Annotated in this window: 17 protein-coding genes and 1 tRNA gene; all 18 read right to left on the reverse strand. The window is 36.6% G+C overall.

The window, feature by feature from the left end; translation table 11 throughout:
- Positions 1-6: 6 nt before the first annotated feature.
- The 18 genes from rho to nuoH all read right to left on the reverse strand — a co-directional run bounded on the left by rho (position 7) and on the right by nuoH (position 18081).
- Positions 7-1254 carry a transcription termination factor Rho gene (rho, locus tag ACYQ1E_RS00355; RefSeq protein WP_459878406.1) on the reverse strand — a complete coding sequence of 416 codons (1248 nt, stop codon included), beginning with the start codon at positions 1252-1254 and terminating at the stop codon, positions 7-9.
- 124 nt (positions 1255-1378) lie between these two features.
- Positions 1379-1882, reverse strand: a complete 504-nt coding sequence (locus ACYQ1E_RS00360) for a CarD family transcriptional regulator (protein WP_459874678.1) — start codon at positions 1880-1882, stop codon at positions 1379-1381.
- 64 nt (positions 1883-1946) lie between these two features.
- Positions 1947-2585, reverse strand: a complete 639-nt coding sequence (pth, locus tag ACYQ1E_RS00365) for an aminoacyl-tRNA hydrolase (RefSeq protein WP_459874679.1) — start codon at positions 2583-2585, stop codon at positions 1947-1949.
- Positions 2586-2640: 55 nt separating this feature from the next.
- On the reverse strand, positions 2641-3261 hold the full coding sequence (locus tag ACYQ1E_RS00370; RefSeq protein ID WP_459874680.1) for a 50S ribosomal protein L25: 621 nt from the start codon (positions 3259-3261) through the stop codon (positions 2641-2643).
- A 30-nt stretch (positions 3262-3291) separates the two neighbouring features.
- Positions 3292-4236 carry a ribose-phosphate diphosphokinase gene (locus ACYQ1E_RS00375; protein WP_459874681.1) on the reverse strand — a complete coding sequence of 315 codons (945 nt, stop codon included), beginning with the start codon at positions 4234-4236 and terminating at the stop codon, positions 3292-3294.
- Between the two features lie 114 nt (positions 4237-4350).
- Positions 4351-4422 (reverse strand) — tRNA-Gln (locus ACYQ1E_RS00380).
- The gene (gene ispE, locus ACYQ1E_RS00385; RefSeq protein ID WP_459874682.1) at positions 4413-5261 is read right to left on the reverse strand and encodes a 4-(cytidine 5'-diphospho)-2-C-methyl-D-erythritol kinase; all 849 of its coding nucleotides are present in this window, start codon (positions 5259-5261) and stop codon (positions 4413-4415) included. Before ispE ends, ACYQ1E_RS00380 begins: the two co-directional genes overlap by 10 nt.
- Positions 5262-5268: 7 nt before the next feature.
- Positions 5269-6678: a DegQ family serine endoprotease gene (locus ACYQ1E_RS00390; RefSeq protein WP_459874683.1), complete on the reverse strand. Its 1410-nt coding sequence runs from the start codon at positions 6676-6678 to the stop codon at positions 5269-5271.
- A 31-nt stretch (positions 6679-6709) separates the two neighbouring features.
- Entirely contained in the window at positions 6710-6946 is a 237-nt protein-coding gene (locus ACYQ1E_RS00395; protein WP_459874684.1) for a hypothetical protein, read from the reverse strand.
- 245 nt (positions 6947-7191) lie between these two features.
- Positions 7192-7869, reverse strand: a complete 678-nt coding sequence (locus ACYQ1E_RS00400; protein WP_459874685.1) for an HAD family hydrolase — start codon at positions 7867-7869, stop codon at positions 7192-7194.
- A 163-nt stretch (positions 7870-8032) separates the two neighbouring features.
- Positions 8033-10789, reverse strand: a complete 2757-nt coding sequence (gene fdhF / locus ACYQ1E_RS00405) for a formate dehydrogenase subunit alpha (protein WP_459874686.1) — start codon at positions 10787-10789, stop codon at positions 8033-8035.
- A gap of 24 nt (positions 10790-10813) precedes the next feature.
- Positions 10814-12274 (reverse strand): NADH-quinone oxidoreductase subunit N, encoded by a 1461-nt coding sequence (locus tag ACYQ1E_RS00410; protein ID WP_459874687.1) that lies wholly within the window; start codon positions 12272-12274, stop codon positions 10814-10816.
- Positions 12271-13827, reverse strand: coding sequence for an NADH-quinone oxidoreductase subunit M (locus ACYQ1E_RS00415; RefSeq protein WP_459874688.1), 1557 nt, complete (start codon positions 13825-13827; stop codon positions 12271-12273). Before ACYQ1E_RS00415 ends, ACYQ1E_RS00410 begins: the two co-directional genes overlap by 4 nt.
- Positions 13828-13848: 21 nt before the next feature.
- On the reverse strand, positions 13849-15768 hold the full coding sequence (gene nuoL / locus ACYQ1E_RS00420) for an NADH-quinone oxidoreductase subunit L (RefSeq protein ID WP_459874689.1): 1920 nt from the start codon (positions 15766-15768) through the stop codon (positions 13849-13851).
- A gap of 12 nt (positions 15769-15780) precedes the next feature.
- Positions 15781-16083 carry an NADH-quinone oxidoreductase subunit NuoK gene (nuoK, locus tag ACYQ1E_RS00425; RefSeq protein WP_459874690.1) on the reverse strand — a complete coding sequence of 101 codons (303 nt, stop codon included), beginning with the start codon at positions 16081-16083 and terminating at the stop codon, positions 15781-15783.
- 12 nt (positions 16084-16095) lie between these two features.
- On the reverse strand, positions 16096-16614 hold the full coding sequence (locus tag ACYQ1E_RS00430) for an NADH-quinone oxidoreductase subunit J (protein WP_459874691.1): 519 nt from the start codon (positions 16612-16614) through the stop codon (positions 16096-16098).
- A 12-nt stretch (positions 16615-16626) separates the two neighbouring features.
- Complete coding sequence (locus tag ACYQ1E_RS00435; protein WP_459874692.1) at positions 16627-17037, reverse strand: NuoI/complex I 23 kDa subunit family protein; 411 nt, start codon at positions 17035-17037, stop codon at positions 16627-16629.
- Between the two features lie 15 nt (positions 17038-17052).
- Complete coding sequence (gene nuoH, locus ACYQ1E_RS00440; protein ID WP_459874694.1) at positions 17053-18081, reverse strand: NADH-quinone oxidoreductase subunit NuoH; 1029 nt, start codon at positions 18079-18081, stop codon at positions 17053-17055.
- Positions 18082-18087 lie beyond the last annotated feature (6 nt).

Genomic DNA, 18087 nt, shown 5'->3' on the forward strand with positions numbered 1-18087 from the left:
TTATGTCTATTTGTTCATCATGTCCAGAAATTCTCTATTACTTTTTGTGCCCTTCATCTTATCCAACAGAAATTCCATACTATCTAAAGGACTCATAGTAGCCAATACCTTTCTCAGTATCCAGACCCTATTTAATACATCCTTATCTAAAAGGAGTTCCTCTTTTCTGGTACCAGATCTATTTACATCAATTGCTGGAAATACCCTCTTTTCCGCAAGATAACGGTCCAAATAAATTTCCATATTTCCTGTTCCTTTAAATTCTTCAAATATTACCTCATCCATCCTAGAACCAGTATCTATAAGGGCGGTTGCAATAATAGTTAAACTTCCTCCCTGTTCTATATTTCTGGCAGCTCCAAAGAAACGCTTTGGTCTCTGAAGCGCATTGGCATCCAAACCACCAGATAAAACCCTACCTGAAGATGGAGTAATGGCATTATATGCTCTGCCAAGTCTAGTAATACTGTCAAGCAATATCACAACATCATATTTTCTCTCAACCAACCTCTTTGCCTTCTCTAATACCATCTCAGCTACCTGGACATGTCTGTTAGGTGGTTCATCAAATGTGGAGCTTATAACCTCGCCTTTTACTGTTCGCTCCATATCAGTTACTTCTTCTGGTCTCTCGTCTATTAGCAGGACAATCAAAAATACCTCTGGATGATTTACCATAATGGAATTAGCAATTGTCTGGAGTAAAACAGTCTTTCCTGTCCTGGGTGGAGCAACTATGAGTCCCCTTTGGCCCTTGCCAATAGGTGTTAGGAGATCTACTATACGCGCAGAATAATTTTCAGCACCATTTTCTATTTTAAATTTTTCATTCGGATAAACAGGTGTTAAATTATCAAATAAAACCAAATTCTTAGAATTTTCAGGAGGTGCATATCCCACCTGTTCCACTCTAAGTAGGGCAAAATATCTCTCTCCTTCTTTTGGGGGTCTGATCTGGCCCGATATAACATCTCCCTTTCTCAAGCCAAATTTTCTAATTTGAGAAGGAGATACATAAATATCATCTGGACCAGGCATATAGTTGTAGAGGGGTGATCTCAAAAAACCAAAACCATCAGGGAGTATTTCCAATACCCCTTCTCCATAAATATTACCATATTTTTGAGAATAAGCCTGAAGAATTGCAAAAATCAGTTCCTGTTTTCTGAGGCTACTTGGATTTTCTACATTGTACTGGGATGCAAGTCTCATCAACTCATCCATGCTTTTTTTCTTCATCTCAGAGAGATTCATCACTTTTGGATTCATACACCTTTCCTCTTAAGATTTTTTTACTTGAATAAAAGTTACCTACTGCCACAAATTATTTTTATTAAAAGAACTTTTTTAGCTATTTGGATGGTTATTTTCGAAGGAATTATTTACTTTGAATGATGTCTTTGAATATCCTATTGATCTCGTCTTTGATGTCTTCTTTATCTCTATTTAACGAATATGACAACTCTGTAGTTATTAGAGACATCGCATGTTCCATTAGCCGTCTTTCCCCAAAGGACAATTCTTTATCCTGAGATATTAGGATGAGTTCCTTTAAAACATATGCCACATCAACCAAATCACCACTTTTTAATTTCTCTGCATATTCCCTATATCGTCTATTCCAATTCTGTCCAGCGTAACCCTTAAAATCACTCCAATCTGCCAGATATTTCAAAACATTTTGTCCGTATTGAGGATCACAAACACATCTAAGCCCAACATTTTTTGCATTATTCACCGGAATCATCACAGTACCATTGTTACTTAAGATACGAATAATATAAAAATTAGTTTTAATACCACCAACTTCCTTTTCCATTATACTCTCTACTATACCAACCCCTTGAGCTGGGTAAACTACTAATTGATTTTTTTTAAACACTTGTTTAAGCCCCCTTTAAATCAGCCTTTAAAATGTTCTCACAAGCATAATTAAAAATACTTAATTAGTCTACTATCTGTCTCCTATTTTGAATTCTCCCATTTAAATTTGTGACTCTGAAACTATTAATGAAATTAACTGCCTTATTCTCACCTTCTAAAAAAAACAAATAAATGCCCTCAATTGCTGCGTCCAAAACTTTCTCTATAATTACTAACTCAAAACTCTTAAAAGGGGACAACACCCAATCTTTAATGGAGGATTTATCTTCTGAACTTGGTCTTCCAATCCCTATTCTAAGTCTGTAAAAATTCCTGGTTTCAAGGCTATTTATAATTGATTTAATACCATTGTGACCTGCATCTGATCCCCCAAATTTGAGTTTCATTCGTCCCAATAAGATATCAAGGTCATCATGAATCACAATTATATTTTTTGGGGGAATATTAAATTGTCTCACCAACTGCGCAACAGCTATACCACTTCTGTTCATAAAAGTAAATGGCTTGGCAATTATACATTCAGGAAGTAAAGGATCTGTAAACTCATAGGATTCACAAATTCTGTTATTGAAAAGTTTCCGTATAAAACCTTTTTTTTTAACCTTAAGAAGATCAATAAATAGGAATCCAATATTATGTCTTGTAGTTTCATATTCTGGGTCTGGATTTCCCAGACCCACCAACAAGTATCTTTCTTTCACTTTTTTAACAAAAATTACTTTTAAAATGAAGGAAGTAAGAGAGGGGAGATAAATTCTAGGCCTCTTCAGCTTGTTTAGCTTCTTCGGATTCTTCTTCAGTTGTTTCCTTTTCTGGTGGCTCCACACCTAAGATAGCAAAATTATCCTCAACATCATCTAATCTAACACCCTCAGGTAGTTTGATATCCTTCACGTGAATAATATCATTAATATCCAGACTTGATACATCCACTTCAATCTTTTCAGGTATTGCAGTTGGTAAACAGACAACTGGTATAATCTCCCTATAAACATTTAATACTCCACCCCTTTCTTCCCCTTTGGCTTTACCAACTGGCATCACTGAAACTTCTACATAGACTTCCTCTGTCAGATCCACACCTAAAAAGTCCACATGCACTGCAAAATTCTTCACTGGATCCCGCTGAACATCCCAGATCAATGCATGTTTGGTCTCTACCTTTTCCCCATTTTTTAATTTTAAATCCACAACCTTAGTTTTATGAACCTTTGAATATAATTTTTCAAAGTGAGAGGTTTTAACTGTTAATGGAATATTTTCCCCTTTCTTATTATAAAATATTGCAGGAACATATCCCTTTGCTCTAAGCTTTCTAGTTACAGACTTTCCTTTTCCTTCTCTTTTTTCAACTTCCAGAACAAATTCCCCTACCATTTGTACATCTCCTTAAATAATTTCACAAAATTATGTAAACAATACACTTACAGAGGACTCATTGTGTATGTTCTTAATGGCCTGAGCAATGAGTCCAGCAACAGAAACTACCTCTATTTTACCACATTCTTTTGCTTCTTTAGTGAGTGGTATTGTATCTGTTACAATTAATTTTTCAATATTGGACTTTGTTATCCTCTCAATTGCAGGGCCTGAAAGAACTGGATGTGAGGCACAAGCTATCACGCCTTTTGCGCCATTTTCAATTAAGGCATCAACAGCTGTCATAAGTGTACCTGCTGTATCCACCATATCGTCAACAATTATGGCCAACTTAGATTTTACATTTCCAATAACATGCATGGCCTTAGCCTGATTGGGGTTGTCCCTGCGTTTGTCTATAATGGCCAGTCCGCAGTCAAGCCTTTTGGCAAAAGCCCTTGCCCTCTCCATGCCCCCGGCATCTGGAGATACAACCACCTTATCCCCTTCTAACTCCTTTAAATATTCAAGGAGCACCTTGGATGCATATAAATTATCAACCGGAATATCGAAAAAACCCTGAATCTGACCTGCATGTAGATCTATTGTAAGTAACCTGCTCGCTCCAGCAACTGAAATAAAATCAGCAACCATCTTTGCACTGATTGGCACTCTAGGAATAACCTTTCTGTCCTGCCTGGCATATCCATAATATGGCACCACAGCAGTTATTCTTTTAGCACTCGCCCTTTTTAAGGCATCTAACATAAGACACAACTCAATAAGATTGTCATTCACAGGCCGGCACGTGGACTGAATAACAAATACATCGCTACCCCTGACATTATCACCTATCTCTATACGAATCTCCCCATCACTAAAGGGTTTGGCAACTCGTGGTGTGAGGGGACATCCCAAATTCTCTGCTATTGCCTCTGCTAAAGGTAAATTAGAGTTTCCTGTAATTAATTTCAATGTTCCATTCCTACCCATTGTTTAAAATCTTCCTGGTTTTTTTGTTAACAATCAACTCTCTGGGAAGTATTTATTGTGCGGGCGTGGATTAGAAAAAAATCTTCCCCTTCCCTTGTTTTAAATTTATTATGACAGGGGTGAGAGGATTCGAACCTCCGAATCACGGGGCCAAAACCCGTTGCCTTACCACTTGGCTACACCCCTTCATTGACAAAAATTTTAATTTTTTTCAACTCAAACAAAGTCTTTATCTTTTTAACAGAGTCATCTCCAGGAAGCAATGCCACAAAAGATGCTCCACTCCCGCTCATTACACAAGCTCTTGCACCTAATTTGTAGCACTGAGATTTAATTCTTAAGAGTTCAGGATATCTCTTAAAGACCACCCCTTCGAAATCATTCACCCACACTCTCCATCCATAGGGATTTATTTTTTTAATCTCATAGGCGTCAATTGTCAAGGAATTGAAAGGTACAGTTTCTCTTTTTTTATCCAATTCTCTGTATGCCCATTTTGTTGAGATACAAACAGGTGGACACAGAACTATTAATTGATGCCCATGAAAATTAAGACTTATTTCTTTAATTTTATCTCCTATCCCCTCCACAATTGCTGGTTTTGATTTTAAAAAAAATGGAACATCTGCTCCACACCTTTTGGCTATATCCAATAAAACTTTCTCTTTATGCTCACGATTTAAATAATTTCCCAAAAACTTTAAAAGGGAAGCAGCATCAGAACTTCCTCCTCCAAGACCGCTTCCTATAGGTATATTTTTTTCAAGTCTTACATTTATACCTGGCCAAAGCCCTGTGCTTTGTCCAAATTCTTGATAGACCCTATAAATGATATTATTATGTTCTAATTCTTTTATATTACACTTTAACTTAAGTCCCTTCTTATCTACCTTTTCAATATAGAGTCTATCATGGGGATTTTTTAAGGGAACAAAGATACTTAAAAGATTGTGATATCCATCTTCCCTTTTATTTAAAACTTTAAGCACAATATTTACCTTACAGGGACAAAGTAACTCTACCATGGTCTTTTTATTTTAAAGGGATTGTTCTAAAGATTGTCTGTCCCTTTCTCTTTATAAGGAGTAAAAGCGCACCTTTTTTCTTGGCATCTTTTTCAATCACTTCTTTGAGATCATTCATAGTATTTAATTCTTTAAAATTGCCTTTTAACAAAATATCATAAACCCTGATATCTGATTCATCTGCCTTTGAGCCAGGTTTTACCTCTAGGACTATCAAACCCTTGTCACTATCCAGATTATATTTATCAACATCTTCCTGAGTTACTTCTCTAAGTCTCATTCCCAGGATATAGCCTCCCAAGCTGCCTGGAATCTCGGCCTCACCCATTGCCACATTTATCTTTCTTTCTCCCAACCTGACCCACAATTCTTTGATCTCTCCATTTCTCCACACAGTGATCTTGGCCTTAGAATGAGGTTTCAAAAGCCCTATTTTTCTTGTTAGGTCGTGAGAATCTGAAACAGGTTTATCATTAACAGCAATTATAACATCCCCCACTTTAATTCCTGCCTTATCAGCAGGCTCACCCTTTAATACAGATGCAACCAGGGCACCTTTTGGTTCTTTAAGACCAAGGGCCTTAGCAGTATTTATGTCCACATCCTGAATGGTCACACCAAGCCATCCCCGTTTGACCTTTTTATATTTTTTTAATTGCTCAATAACTTGCTTGGCCATATTACTTGGAATGGCAAAACCAATTCCCTGTCCACTGGCAACTATTGCCGTGTTTATACCAATAACTTCGCCCTTTAGATTTAAAAGGGGACCGCCGCTATTGCCAGGATTTATAGAAGCATCTGTTTGCAAAAAATTATCATATGGTCCTGCACCTATAACCCTGCCTTTGGCACTTATTATACCCGCTGTAACTGTGTGATCCAGACCAAAGGGATTACCTATGGCTATAACCCAATCACCTGGGCGCATCTTATCAGAATCTCCAAAAGTCAAATAGGGGAGAGCTTCCTTGGCATCTATTTTTAACAAGGCCAGATCCGTTTCTGGATCGGTCCCTATAATTTTAGCTTTATAAGATTCTTTCCCTCCTTTTAGAATAACCGTTATCTCATCTGCCTTTGACACAACATGATTATTTGTAACAATATAGCCATCTGGTGATATAATAAAACCAGAACCAAGAGCATGTTCTTTTCTCTTTGACTGAGGGATGTCTCCAAAAAATCTTTTAAAAAACTCATTAAATGGATCATTTTCTCCAAATGGAGAAAAAAATCTCTTGAGTCTTTTTGAAATCTGAACCACCTTTATGGTACTAATATTTACAACTGCTGGACTCACCTTTTCAGCAAGCTCACTAAAGTTGGGTAATCTATTACTATCAAAAAAAGCATTAGAGGTGTGTGGAATTGCCAAAAAACTTACAAAAATGAAAAAACAGATCATTTTTTTCATAAGACATTACCTCCGAAAATTTTTTGTAAATTTATTCTGAAATAATAAAAAAACGATTTATTATCTCAGCATCCTCATCCCGTGCGCTAATGTTTAATTCTTTGACCCTTCCTTTACATACAAATTTTCCATCTTTTAAAAATACGTATCCCCCGGCGACCACTTTAGAATAGGGTATCTGTTCTCTTATCTCTTCATGGAGAATCCTTTCTGGAAATAAAATTGGAATAACATCTCCTGCAAAATCTTCACAAATTAGATACTTCATGCCCCCTCCTAACCATATAAGTTTTTTTATTTTATTACAACGATTTATAATCTAAAGTCTATTTTACATCCTCTTTTTCCAACTCTCTAACACCAAAACCTGCAAATAAAAAAATAAGTAATCCTCCACTTTTATTTCTTCATCCCTCAAAACCAAAATAACCTAAATTGTTCTATCTCCAAGCTTACAATAAAAAAACTCATCCCAGATCTTTTAAACCCTCAAAGGTACAGCTATCTATGTCCTTATCCTGGATTTGTATTCTCTTCTAATTTAGCAAATAATTCAGGTAAATCCTTTGCAACAAAATCAGGGTGTTCCTTTTTTAGGACCTCTATAGGAGTATTCCCCGTTGCCACTGCTCCACTAAAGACACCAGCATTTTTTGCACATATAATATCTATTGGATGATCTCCTATCATAATAGAATCTTGCTTTTTTATTCCAAGTTTTTTTAAGGCAATTTGAATATGATGTGGATCAGGTTTTACTCGTAAAACATCTTCCCTTGGCAAAAACACGTCAATTATATCTTCAATATCAGGAAACACCATCTTAACTGCTGGGGTACAATTTCTGGTGACCACAGCTACTTTAACGCCCTTTTTCTTGCACTTATCCAGTATTTCATAGGTGTAATCAAAGAGCCTCCCTCGTCTAGCAGCCCTCATTTCCATATCAACAAGTATTAACCTACATCTAGTATTAAATTCTTTGGCCAAATCCAAATCAAATTTTTTAATATCATCTGTTAATCTTTCAATACACTCAAGCAGAGGCAAATCAGGGACGTCTATCTCTATCCCCCTATCCTCTACAAAAATATCCTTAAGTAATAAGATCTTACGTTTTATCTTATCAAAGTCAATTGTCAAATTTGCCAGAGTTCCGTCAAAATCAAAAATTATTCCCTTAAATCTCATAAGCTAATACCTTACCCTCAATTTGTAATACAATTAGGGTAAGTTTCTCCTAAACTTAGATATAAATGAATAGAAAAAAATACTCAATCTTCTCTGGGAAAGATATTAAGACACATTGAGAAAAAACACAATACAAAAAGGCGGCCTAGGGAGTGATATGTGCCTAAGCCACCTTTGCTATCTTCACTGCACAGACCTTGTATTCTGGAATACCAGCCACTGGATCCAAAGCTGGATTGGTAAGCATATTGGCAGGAGCTTCACTATAGTGAAATGGCATGAATATAACACCTTTTCTTGCCATATCAGAGACCTTCACCTTTGCAACAACCTTTCCCCTTCTGGATGTTACTTCAACCATGTCACCATCTGATAATCCATATTTTGCAGCGTCCTTTGGAGATATTTCAACAAAACACTCTGGTGCTATTTTATTTAATCCCTCAACCCTTCGGGTCATGGTTCCAGTATGGTATTGATACAAGATCCTTCCAGTTGTCAACCACAGCGGATATTCTTCATCTATTTGCTCAGCAGGTGGGACATATTCAATGGCATGGAATTTACCTTTTCCAATGGGAAATTTTTCTCTATGAAGTATTGGTGTGCCTGGATGATTTTCATCTGGACATGGCCAAAATAGACCTTCATTTTCAATTCTCGCATAGGTTATGCCCGCATAAGAAGGAGTAACCTTTCTTATTTCATCAAAAATCTCTTCAACACTACTATATTCCATTTTATATCCCATACGAGTGGAAAGTTCGCATATTATCTCGTGATCCGCTTTGGCCTCTCCTGGAGGATCTATAGCCTTACGCACCCGGGATACGCGCCTCTCAGTGTTAGTAAAGGTGCCCTCTTTTTCCGCAAATGCAGCAGCTGGAAGGACAACATCTGCGAACCTTGCTGTATCTGTCAAAAATATATCTTGCACCACTAAAAATTCCACACTCTCTAAAGCCTTTTTCACATGGCTAACGTCAGCATCAGAGACAATTGGATTTTCACCAACAATATATAAAGCCCTAATTGATTTATCTAAAGCCTTTGGAACCATCTCTGTGACTTTCAAACCCACTTTATCAGGCAAATCGCTAACACCCCATACCTTGGCCATCTTTTCTCTAATTTCTGGATTGGTAACAGGCTGATAGCCACTGTATACATTAGGTAATCCGCCCATATCACAGGCGCCTTGAACATTATTCTGTCCCCTTAAAGGATTGACACCGCCACCTGGTATGCCTAAATTCCCACACAACATTGCAAGATTAGCAAGGGATTTTACGTTGTCTGTACCTGTTATGTGCTGAGTAATCCCCATTGTGTAGCAAATAGCAGCTGATTTTGCCTTTGCGTACATCCTGGCGGCTTCAATGAGTTTTTCCTTTGGAATAGAAGTTATTTTCTCCACGTATTCTGGCGTATATTTCTCCACAACCTTTTTTAATTCCTCAAATCCTTCGGTCCTCTTAGCCACAAATTCTTTATCCAACAGATCTTCCTTAATGATCACATGCATCATCCCATTGATCCATGCTATATCAGTACCAAGATTCTGCCTGAGCCAGATATCAGCAAACTCGGTCAATTTGATTTTTCGTGGATCAACAACAATTAATTTTGCCCCTTTATGTTTTACTGCCCTCTTTATAAAGGCTGAGATCACTGGATGATTCTCAGTTGTGTTAGACCCTGTCACTAAAATTACTTCTGCATTTTCAAGATCGCCAATATTATTGGTCATTGCACCACTTCCAAATGCTGCGGCCAACCCGGCCACTGTAGAGGAGTGTCAGAGACGGGCGCAATGGTCAATGTTATTAGTGCCTAAAACCGCTCTTGTAAATTTTTGAAGAATATAATTCTCTTCATTTGTAATCCTGGCAGAGGCAAAAACTCCTATACTATCAGGACCATAATTTGTTTTAATTTCATTGAGTCTATTGGCAACAAAATCCAATGCCTCATCCCAGGAAACCTCTTTAAACCTACCATTTTCTTTTATCAAAGGTTTCTTTAACCTATCATCAGCACTGATAAATCTAAATCCAAACCTTCCCTTTACGCATAAAGAGCCATAGTTGGGAGGTCTATCAGCACCATTTACCAGAAATACTTTATTATCCTTTACATACAATTCCAGCTGACAGCCCACTCCACAATATGAACAAGTAGTTACCACCTTTTTCATTTCCCACTTTTTTGGACCAAGCCACTCATAGGAGGATTTCAATGCTCCAACTGGACAGGCCTGAACACACTCACCACAACTTACACAAAAATCTTCATCAGGTGCAGGTAAAATTGGTTCTTTAAAATCTGTCTTTAATCTTTCAATAATTTTTTTACTTTCCACCTTTGAATTTTCAAATCCTCCCTCTTCAACCTTTTTTGTCTCTCCATCTACTTCAAAGACCCTGATAGCGTTGTTGACCTGGACATCAAAACAGGCCTGAATACAACGTCCACATTGAACACACTTTGATGAATCCCACCTAATAAAAGGAGTAATATATTTTACAACATATTCCTTTTTCGCCTTTGTAAGGTCAACACCTTTTGCACCATATCTATAAACCAAATCCTGAAGTTCACAACTTCCTGGAATAGGACAAGTGGGACAATCATGATACCCCATTGCAAGTAACTTCTCTAAGATTTCCCTTCTATGAGTAATACACTTATCACTTTCAGTTAAAACTTCCATTCCCTCTTCTGCTTCTGTAACACAGGCCCTAACAAGCTCGTCTTTACCTGCAATTTCAACAGCGCATATATTACATTTACCGGTTGGAGTGGCACTCTTTTTAAGATAACATAAAGTGGGTATGTATATGTTATTTCTTGTGGCAATTTCTAATATTGTTTCTCCAGCTTTAAATTCGCACTCTATCCCATTTATTGTGCACTTCATATAAAGCTCCTTTTAATCGCTAATTTAGAGAGACGCAGCCTTTATGGCAATTTCTAAAAGCTTATGTGGGAGAATGCCCATGATTAATGTTCCAGCCAAAGAAATGAGTAAGCCTATGCCATTATATATACTCCCTTTTGGAGACATAACCTCTACTGCAGTTTCTGACCTTGTATACATAACTATTATCACCCTTAAATAGTAATAAGCGGCCACTGCACTATTTAAAACCCCTATAACCACCAACCAGACATATCCGGCCTTTATAGCAGAACTAAAAACTGCGAATTTTGCAACAAATCCTCCAGTAGGTGGGAGTCCCATAAGTGAACATAAAAATACTGCCATGAACAAACCTATAACTGGTCTCCGAAAACCAAACCCCTTAAAGGATTCAATATTATCTCTTTGTCCAAGCAAATACTCAACATATATTACAACTCCAAATGCTCCAAGATTCATAAATGTATATACCAATAGATAATATAGTATTGCTCCATAACCATAGTGAGTTCCTGCAACCACAGCCACAAATATATAACCTGCGTGTGCTATTGATGAATACGCCAACATCCTTTTTATACTATCCTGCAATAGGGCACATATGTTCCCAACTGTCATAGTCAAAACAGCCAATATCCAAAGCAAGGTATTCCACTCTATATTAAATTTTGGCAATGCATGTCCAAAAATCCTGATAAATACAGCAAATGCAGCCGCTTTGACTCCAACAGCCATATAGGCTGTAATTGGAGTCGGCGCGCCTTCATACACATCTGGAGTCCACATATGAAATGGTACTAAGGCTATTTTAAATCCAAGTCCGCAAAGCACTAAAGACGCTCCCAATACTAAATAAGTTGTAGATGTGACCTTTCCTTCACTTACTATTTTTGCGATTTTTAGGAGATCAAGGGTACCTGTTGCGCCGTAGATATACGTTAACCCATACAAAAAGAATGCTGCTGCAAAAGCGCCCAAAAGAAGATATTTTAAAGACGCTTCTGTGGAAACCTTTTTCTGTTTTGTAATACCTACCAGAACGTATATACCAAGTGAGAATATCTCTAAAGCAAGAAACACCATAATGAGATTTATAGACTGTATCATAAGGATCATACCCGCAGAGCTAAATAAAAGCAACATATAATATTCATTTATCTCAACTCCATCCTTTGCAACAGCCTTCCTAGAGATGAGTATTACTACTAAAGTGGCTATTAAAATAGTACCAGTCAAAAATAATGAGAAATTATCGATTATGAGCATATCATTAAATAACGCGCGTTTTTTAAAACTATAGAGTAGATACAAGCTGAGCATAGCCAGCAACGTGCCAACAATCGCAACACCACTTCCATAGCGGCCACTTTCCCGTTTAGCTGTTTCTGCAGAGCCAAGTAAAACAATTAAACCTGAAAACACCAAAATCAAAAACGGTAAAAATCCTAAGCTATCTTTAAGATACTGGATTCCTGATATCATGATCTTTCGCCCTTTATAATTTTCAAGATGTTTATGCCAGCCATATCCACATGCTTTTTATTTATTTTCTCATACTTTAATACTATTTCCTTTATAGAAGGCTCCATCTTTGATAAAAAAGTATTGGGATGTACGCCTATCCAAACAATAAATACAATTAGGGGAACCAACAGGTATATCTCCCTTGGGACCAAGTCCTTTATCTTCAAATTCTCCTTCTTTGTCACCTTTCCGAACATTACTCTCTGATACATCCATAGCATATACCAAGCAGCCAATATTACACCAGTAGCCGCCAAAACGCCCCACCACCATTTGGTCCTGAAGGCTCCAACCATTATCAAAAATTCCCCTATAAATCCATTTAATCCTGGAAGTCCAATAGAAGATAAGGTGACTATCATAAATAAAGTAGCAAATATAGGAAGTGGTTTAGCCAACCCTCCAAATTCAGCTATCAGCCTTGTATGTCTTCGCTCATAAATCATACCGACTAACAAAAAGAGTGCCCCTGTTGAAAGGCCGTGGTTTATCATCTGAATCATTCCACCACTAAGACCCTGCATATTTAGGGCAAAAACACCTAACATCACAAAGCCCAAATGGCTCACACTTGAGTATGCAATCAGCCTTTTTAAATCTTTTTGCACAAGGCACATAAAAGCACCATATATAATTCCTATAATAGCTAATATGGCCATAAGTTCCATAAAATATACGCACGCATTGGGAAATAATGTCAGATTAAACCTCACAAAACCATAAGTTCCCATCTTCAGCAATACACCTGCAAGAATCACACTACCTATTGTTGGGGCCTCAGTATGTGCATCTGGAAGCCATGTATGAAATGGAAACATGGGAACCTTTACCGCAAATGCTATTCCAAAAGCCAAAAATAACCAGTATTGTAGATGAAAAGGCAAATCTATTTTCATGAGTTTTAAAAGATCAAAGGTATATTCCCCAGTGACCTTTGCATTGTAAAAATAAAGAACTAGAATCCCAACCAGCATCATCATTGAACCAGCCATAGTATATAGGAAAAATTTAATTGCAGCATACCTTCTCCTGGCTGGTGCACCCCAACATAAAATGAGCAAAAACATAGGTATTAACATAAGCTCCCAAAAGATATAAAAAAGAAACATATCCATAGCACAAAATACGCCAATCATGGAAATTTCTAAGAAGAGAAAACAAATAAGAAATTCCTTTACCTTATCCTTTATGTCACTCCAACAAGCAGCAATACATATAGGACATAAAAAAGTAGTGAGCAAAACTAAAAAAAGACTTATACCATCTATACCCATATGATAACTTATTCCAAAAGAAGGTATCCAATTAATCTTTTCAACAAACTGAAATTTAGCACTATCTTTAAAATAGAAGAACAAAGGTAATGAGATAATAAAATTTATTAAGGTGGTCCAAAAGGCTATCCATTTTTGAAGATATTCGTCTTCTCTCTCTGTAAAGGCTATTAATATTATTCCCACTAAGGGAAAGAAGGTTATTAATGATAATATGGGAAAGTTCAATTCATGCATAACTTTAAACCTTTCCTGTTTTTAAAATATATTTACGAGCATTACCACAACTGCCCCAATAAACATTATCAAACCATAAAATTGTACATATCCAGTGTTAACACGCCTTAGTAAAGACGAACCATATACCATACTCTTGCCAGTGCCATTCACTGTAGCATCAATAATATGTTGATCAACTATATATGAGAGGCCGAGACTCAAATTATATAAAGGTCTTACAACAATTTTTTGATATATTTCATCTACATAGTATTTATTAAACAGTAATCTGTATAGCCCGGCAAACTTCTCACCCAATCTTTTAGGAAGCTCTGGATTTTTAATATAAAAATTATAGGCTATGTATATACCAATAAGAGCTACAATTAGTGACAGGGCCATTAAGGCTCCTTCCAGCCATATTCCAACTTCTTTACCATGTTCTATACCACCAATTTCATGGGCCTGATGAAAAACAGGTTCCAAAAATCCACCTAAAATCTTCAAATTATGGAAAAATGGTAACTGAATCCAACCACCAATAAGAGACAAAATCCCCAATATTGACAGCACAACACCCATTCTCCATGATGGCTCATGGATGTGTTTTTCAACCTCTGGGTCTACCCTGGACTCTCCATGAAATGCTATAAAATAAAGCCTGAACATATAAAAAGCTGTCATAAGTGCACCTACAATCCCTAGCAAATAGAGAATATTATGGTGTCCAATAAAGGTCTCAAATAGTATTTCATCTTTACTAAAAAAACCCGCAAATGGTATTATACCTGATATAGCCAAGGTAGCAGAAAGAAATGTTATATGGGTAATTGGCAACTTTTTATATAACCCACCCATCTTTCTAATATCTAGCTCACCAGCAAGTGCATGGGAGACACTTCCAGCGCCCAAAAATAACAAGGCCTTAAAAAAAGCATGGGTCATGAGGTGAAAAATACCCGCTGCAAAGGCACCTACTCCACAACCCAAAACCATATAACCAATCTGACTAATAGTTGAATAGGCCAACACCCTCTTCATATCCACCTGCACCAAAGCCATTGATGCTGCAAACACAGCAGTCAATGCCCCGATTGTTCCTGCAACTTCGAGGGAAAATGGTGCCAGGGCGTATAATACACTGCATCTTGCCATCATATAAACACCCGCTGTAACCATGGTTGCAGCATGAATTAATGCAGATACTGGTGTTGGACCTTCCATTGCATCAGGTAGCCACACATACAAAGGTATTTGAGCTGACTTTCCAGTAGCTCCTAAGAACAGGCATAGGGTAGCCAACGTGATGGTAGCACTCCCAATACTAAACATCTCCGGAGCTTTTTCAAATACTTCTCTAAAATTAAGGGTATGAAAGGTAGAAAAAATTATAAACATTCCAACTAAAAAGCCAAAATCCCCCACTCTATTAACAATAAAAGCCTTTTTTCCAGCATTTGATGCAGAGTCCTTTTCAAACCAAAATCCTATTAATAGGTAAGAACAAAGGCCTACTCCCTCCCAACCAACAAACATTAGAAGGAAGTTATTTGCCATAACAAGAATAAGCATCATAGAAACAAAAAGATTTAAATACACAAAAAATCGAACATACCCAGGATCTTCCTCCATATACTCACCCGCATAGATATGAATCAAAAAGCTAACTCCACTCACAACTAAGACCATTACCATGGTCAATGGGTCAATTAAGAATCCCGCAGATACATTTAATATACCAGCTTTTATCCAGTCAAAATAAACTACCTCAACTACTCGTGAGTGTGGTGGCAATTTCAAGAGATCAAAAAGCGTGTATATACCGCATACAAATGAAAGACCTATTGCCGATGCAGCAATGAAGGCCACTACCTCTCTTTTAAAATACCTTCCAAAAAAACCATTTATTAAAAATCCTAAAAATGGGAAAAAAACAATGAGCCAAACGTATTTCATCATTAGCCTATCCCTTTACCATTTTAAAAGATTTGCTCTGTCTGCTGATATGGACTTAAAGTTTTTATACATATTTACAATTATTGCGAGACCTATTGCAACCTCTGCTGCAGCAACAACCATTACAAAAAATACATATATCTGACCATTCAAATTACCCAAATACCTTGAAAAAGCAACAAAACTTAAATTTGCTGAATTCAACATAAGCTCAATCGACATAAATATAACTATTGTATTTCTTTTAAATAGAACGCCTAAAACTCCTATGGTAAACAAAATACCACTTAGCATAAGTAAATAACTTAAGGGTATCATAATATAATCCTCTTATGTATTTTTTTTCTTACCTAACACTATTATTCCAATAACTGCAACTAAAAGTAAAAGTGAGGTCACTTCAAATGGAAGTAAATATTTAGTAAAGAGAACTTTTCCAATTGCCTTTGTATTACTATTATCTAAGAACATCCAGTCAAGACCTTTTATACCTTTCATTAATCCAGCATTATATAACGATGTAGCCACTGAAAAGATTATTGCCAGAAAAATAAAACAAAAACATAAAACTATTGATAAGTTATTCTTAAAATAGATTATTTCTTTGGTTGTGTGTTTTACATCTAATAACATAATAATAAACAAAAATAAGACCATAATGGCACCAGCATAAACTAAAACCTGCATCAAACCAATAAACTCCGCATTTAAAATAATATAAATAGCACCCATTGAAAAGAAATTAACAATAAGACTTATAGCACTCTTGACTGGATTTTTGAAAAACACAACACCTAATGAGGAAATAATACAAACAATTGCAAAAAAGAAAAATAAAAGCATCTCCATTTTCATTACCCTTTACTTTATTAGCTTTGGTAAATCATATATTAATTTTGACCTCTCATACTGAGCCAATTCGTATTCCTTGCTCAATTTTATAGCCTCTTTGGGGCAAACTTGTTCACAATAACCACAATATATGCACCTACCCAAATCAATTATATATTTTTTAGGATATCTAATGGATGGATCCGCTCCCTCATCTGCTTCAATATATATGGCCTGTGGCGGACACACTGCCACACATAGGGAACAGACAACACATTTTATCTTTCCCTTCTCATCAAGAACTAATCTTGGCCTTCCCCTAAATCGCTCTGGTATTTCTCTCTTTTCTTCAGGATATTGAACAGTTATTTTTTTACTAAAAGCCTTTTCAAAGGTCTTTTTTAGTCCCTGCACCAATGGAGAAATTATAGTTCTAACCATGCTCAAACAACTCCTCTATGAGATAAGGACACACACCCCAGTTACAATTAGATTGGCCATAGCTATAGGAAATAAATATTTCCACCCAAGACTCATAAGTTGATCAAACCTGACTCTTGGATAGGTTCCTCTCACCCAAATAAAAAATAAAAATAAACATGCTACCTTTAATATAAACCATAAGCCTGATGGAAGCCATGGTCCTTGCCAACCACCTAAAAACAAAGTTACAGCAATTGCACTAATAGTTATAATGTGAATGTATTCAGCAAGATAAAACAAGGCAAATTTCATAGAACTATATTCTGTATTAAAACCTGATCCCAACTCATTTTCACACTCAATCAAGTCAAATGGGGTCCTACACGCTTCAGCAAAACCTGCTATCATATATAAAATAAAACCAACTGGCTGATATACAATGTTCCACATATGTTTTTGTGCTTCTACGATTTCCGTCATACGGATTGACCCAGTAACCAATAAAACTCCCATTATTGAGACACCTAAAAATAGCTCATAACTGAGCATTTGCGAAGTAACTCTCACGCCCCCTAAAAAGGAGTATTTATTGTCAGAAGACCATCCAGCCAAAAGAACTCCATATACACATAGAGAAGAGACCGCTAGAATAAACAACACTCCTCCAGGTAAATCAGCAATAACCCCCCTATTCATACTGTATTGCGTTAAATCTAAGGTCCTGCCGAATAAATTAATTGCATCTGGCAATACTTTATCTGCAAAGGGAATTGCCACAAAGGGAAATAGGGCAGTAACTCCCGCAATTATGGGAGCAAGTACATAAAGGGTTCTTTCTGTAACAGGCATAGTTATATCTTGTTTACAAAAAAGCTTAATGCCGTCTGCAATGGATTGTAAGATCCCAAAAGGTCCACACCTATTTGGTCCATAACGTAGTTGTATAAAACCTAAAATTCTCCTCTCTAAATACACACCAATCATTACACCTAGCATTACACAGGTAATAACTACCAAACTCTTAATTAGCGATATAATCAAGAAAATTAAGGTGTCAGACATATACCA

It is taken from the genome of Desulfothermus naphthae (assembly GCF_054657475.1).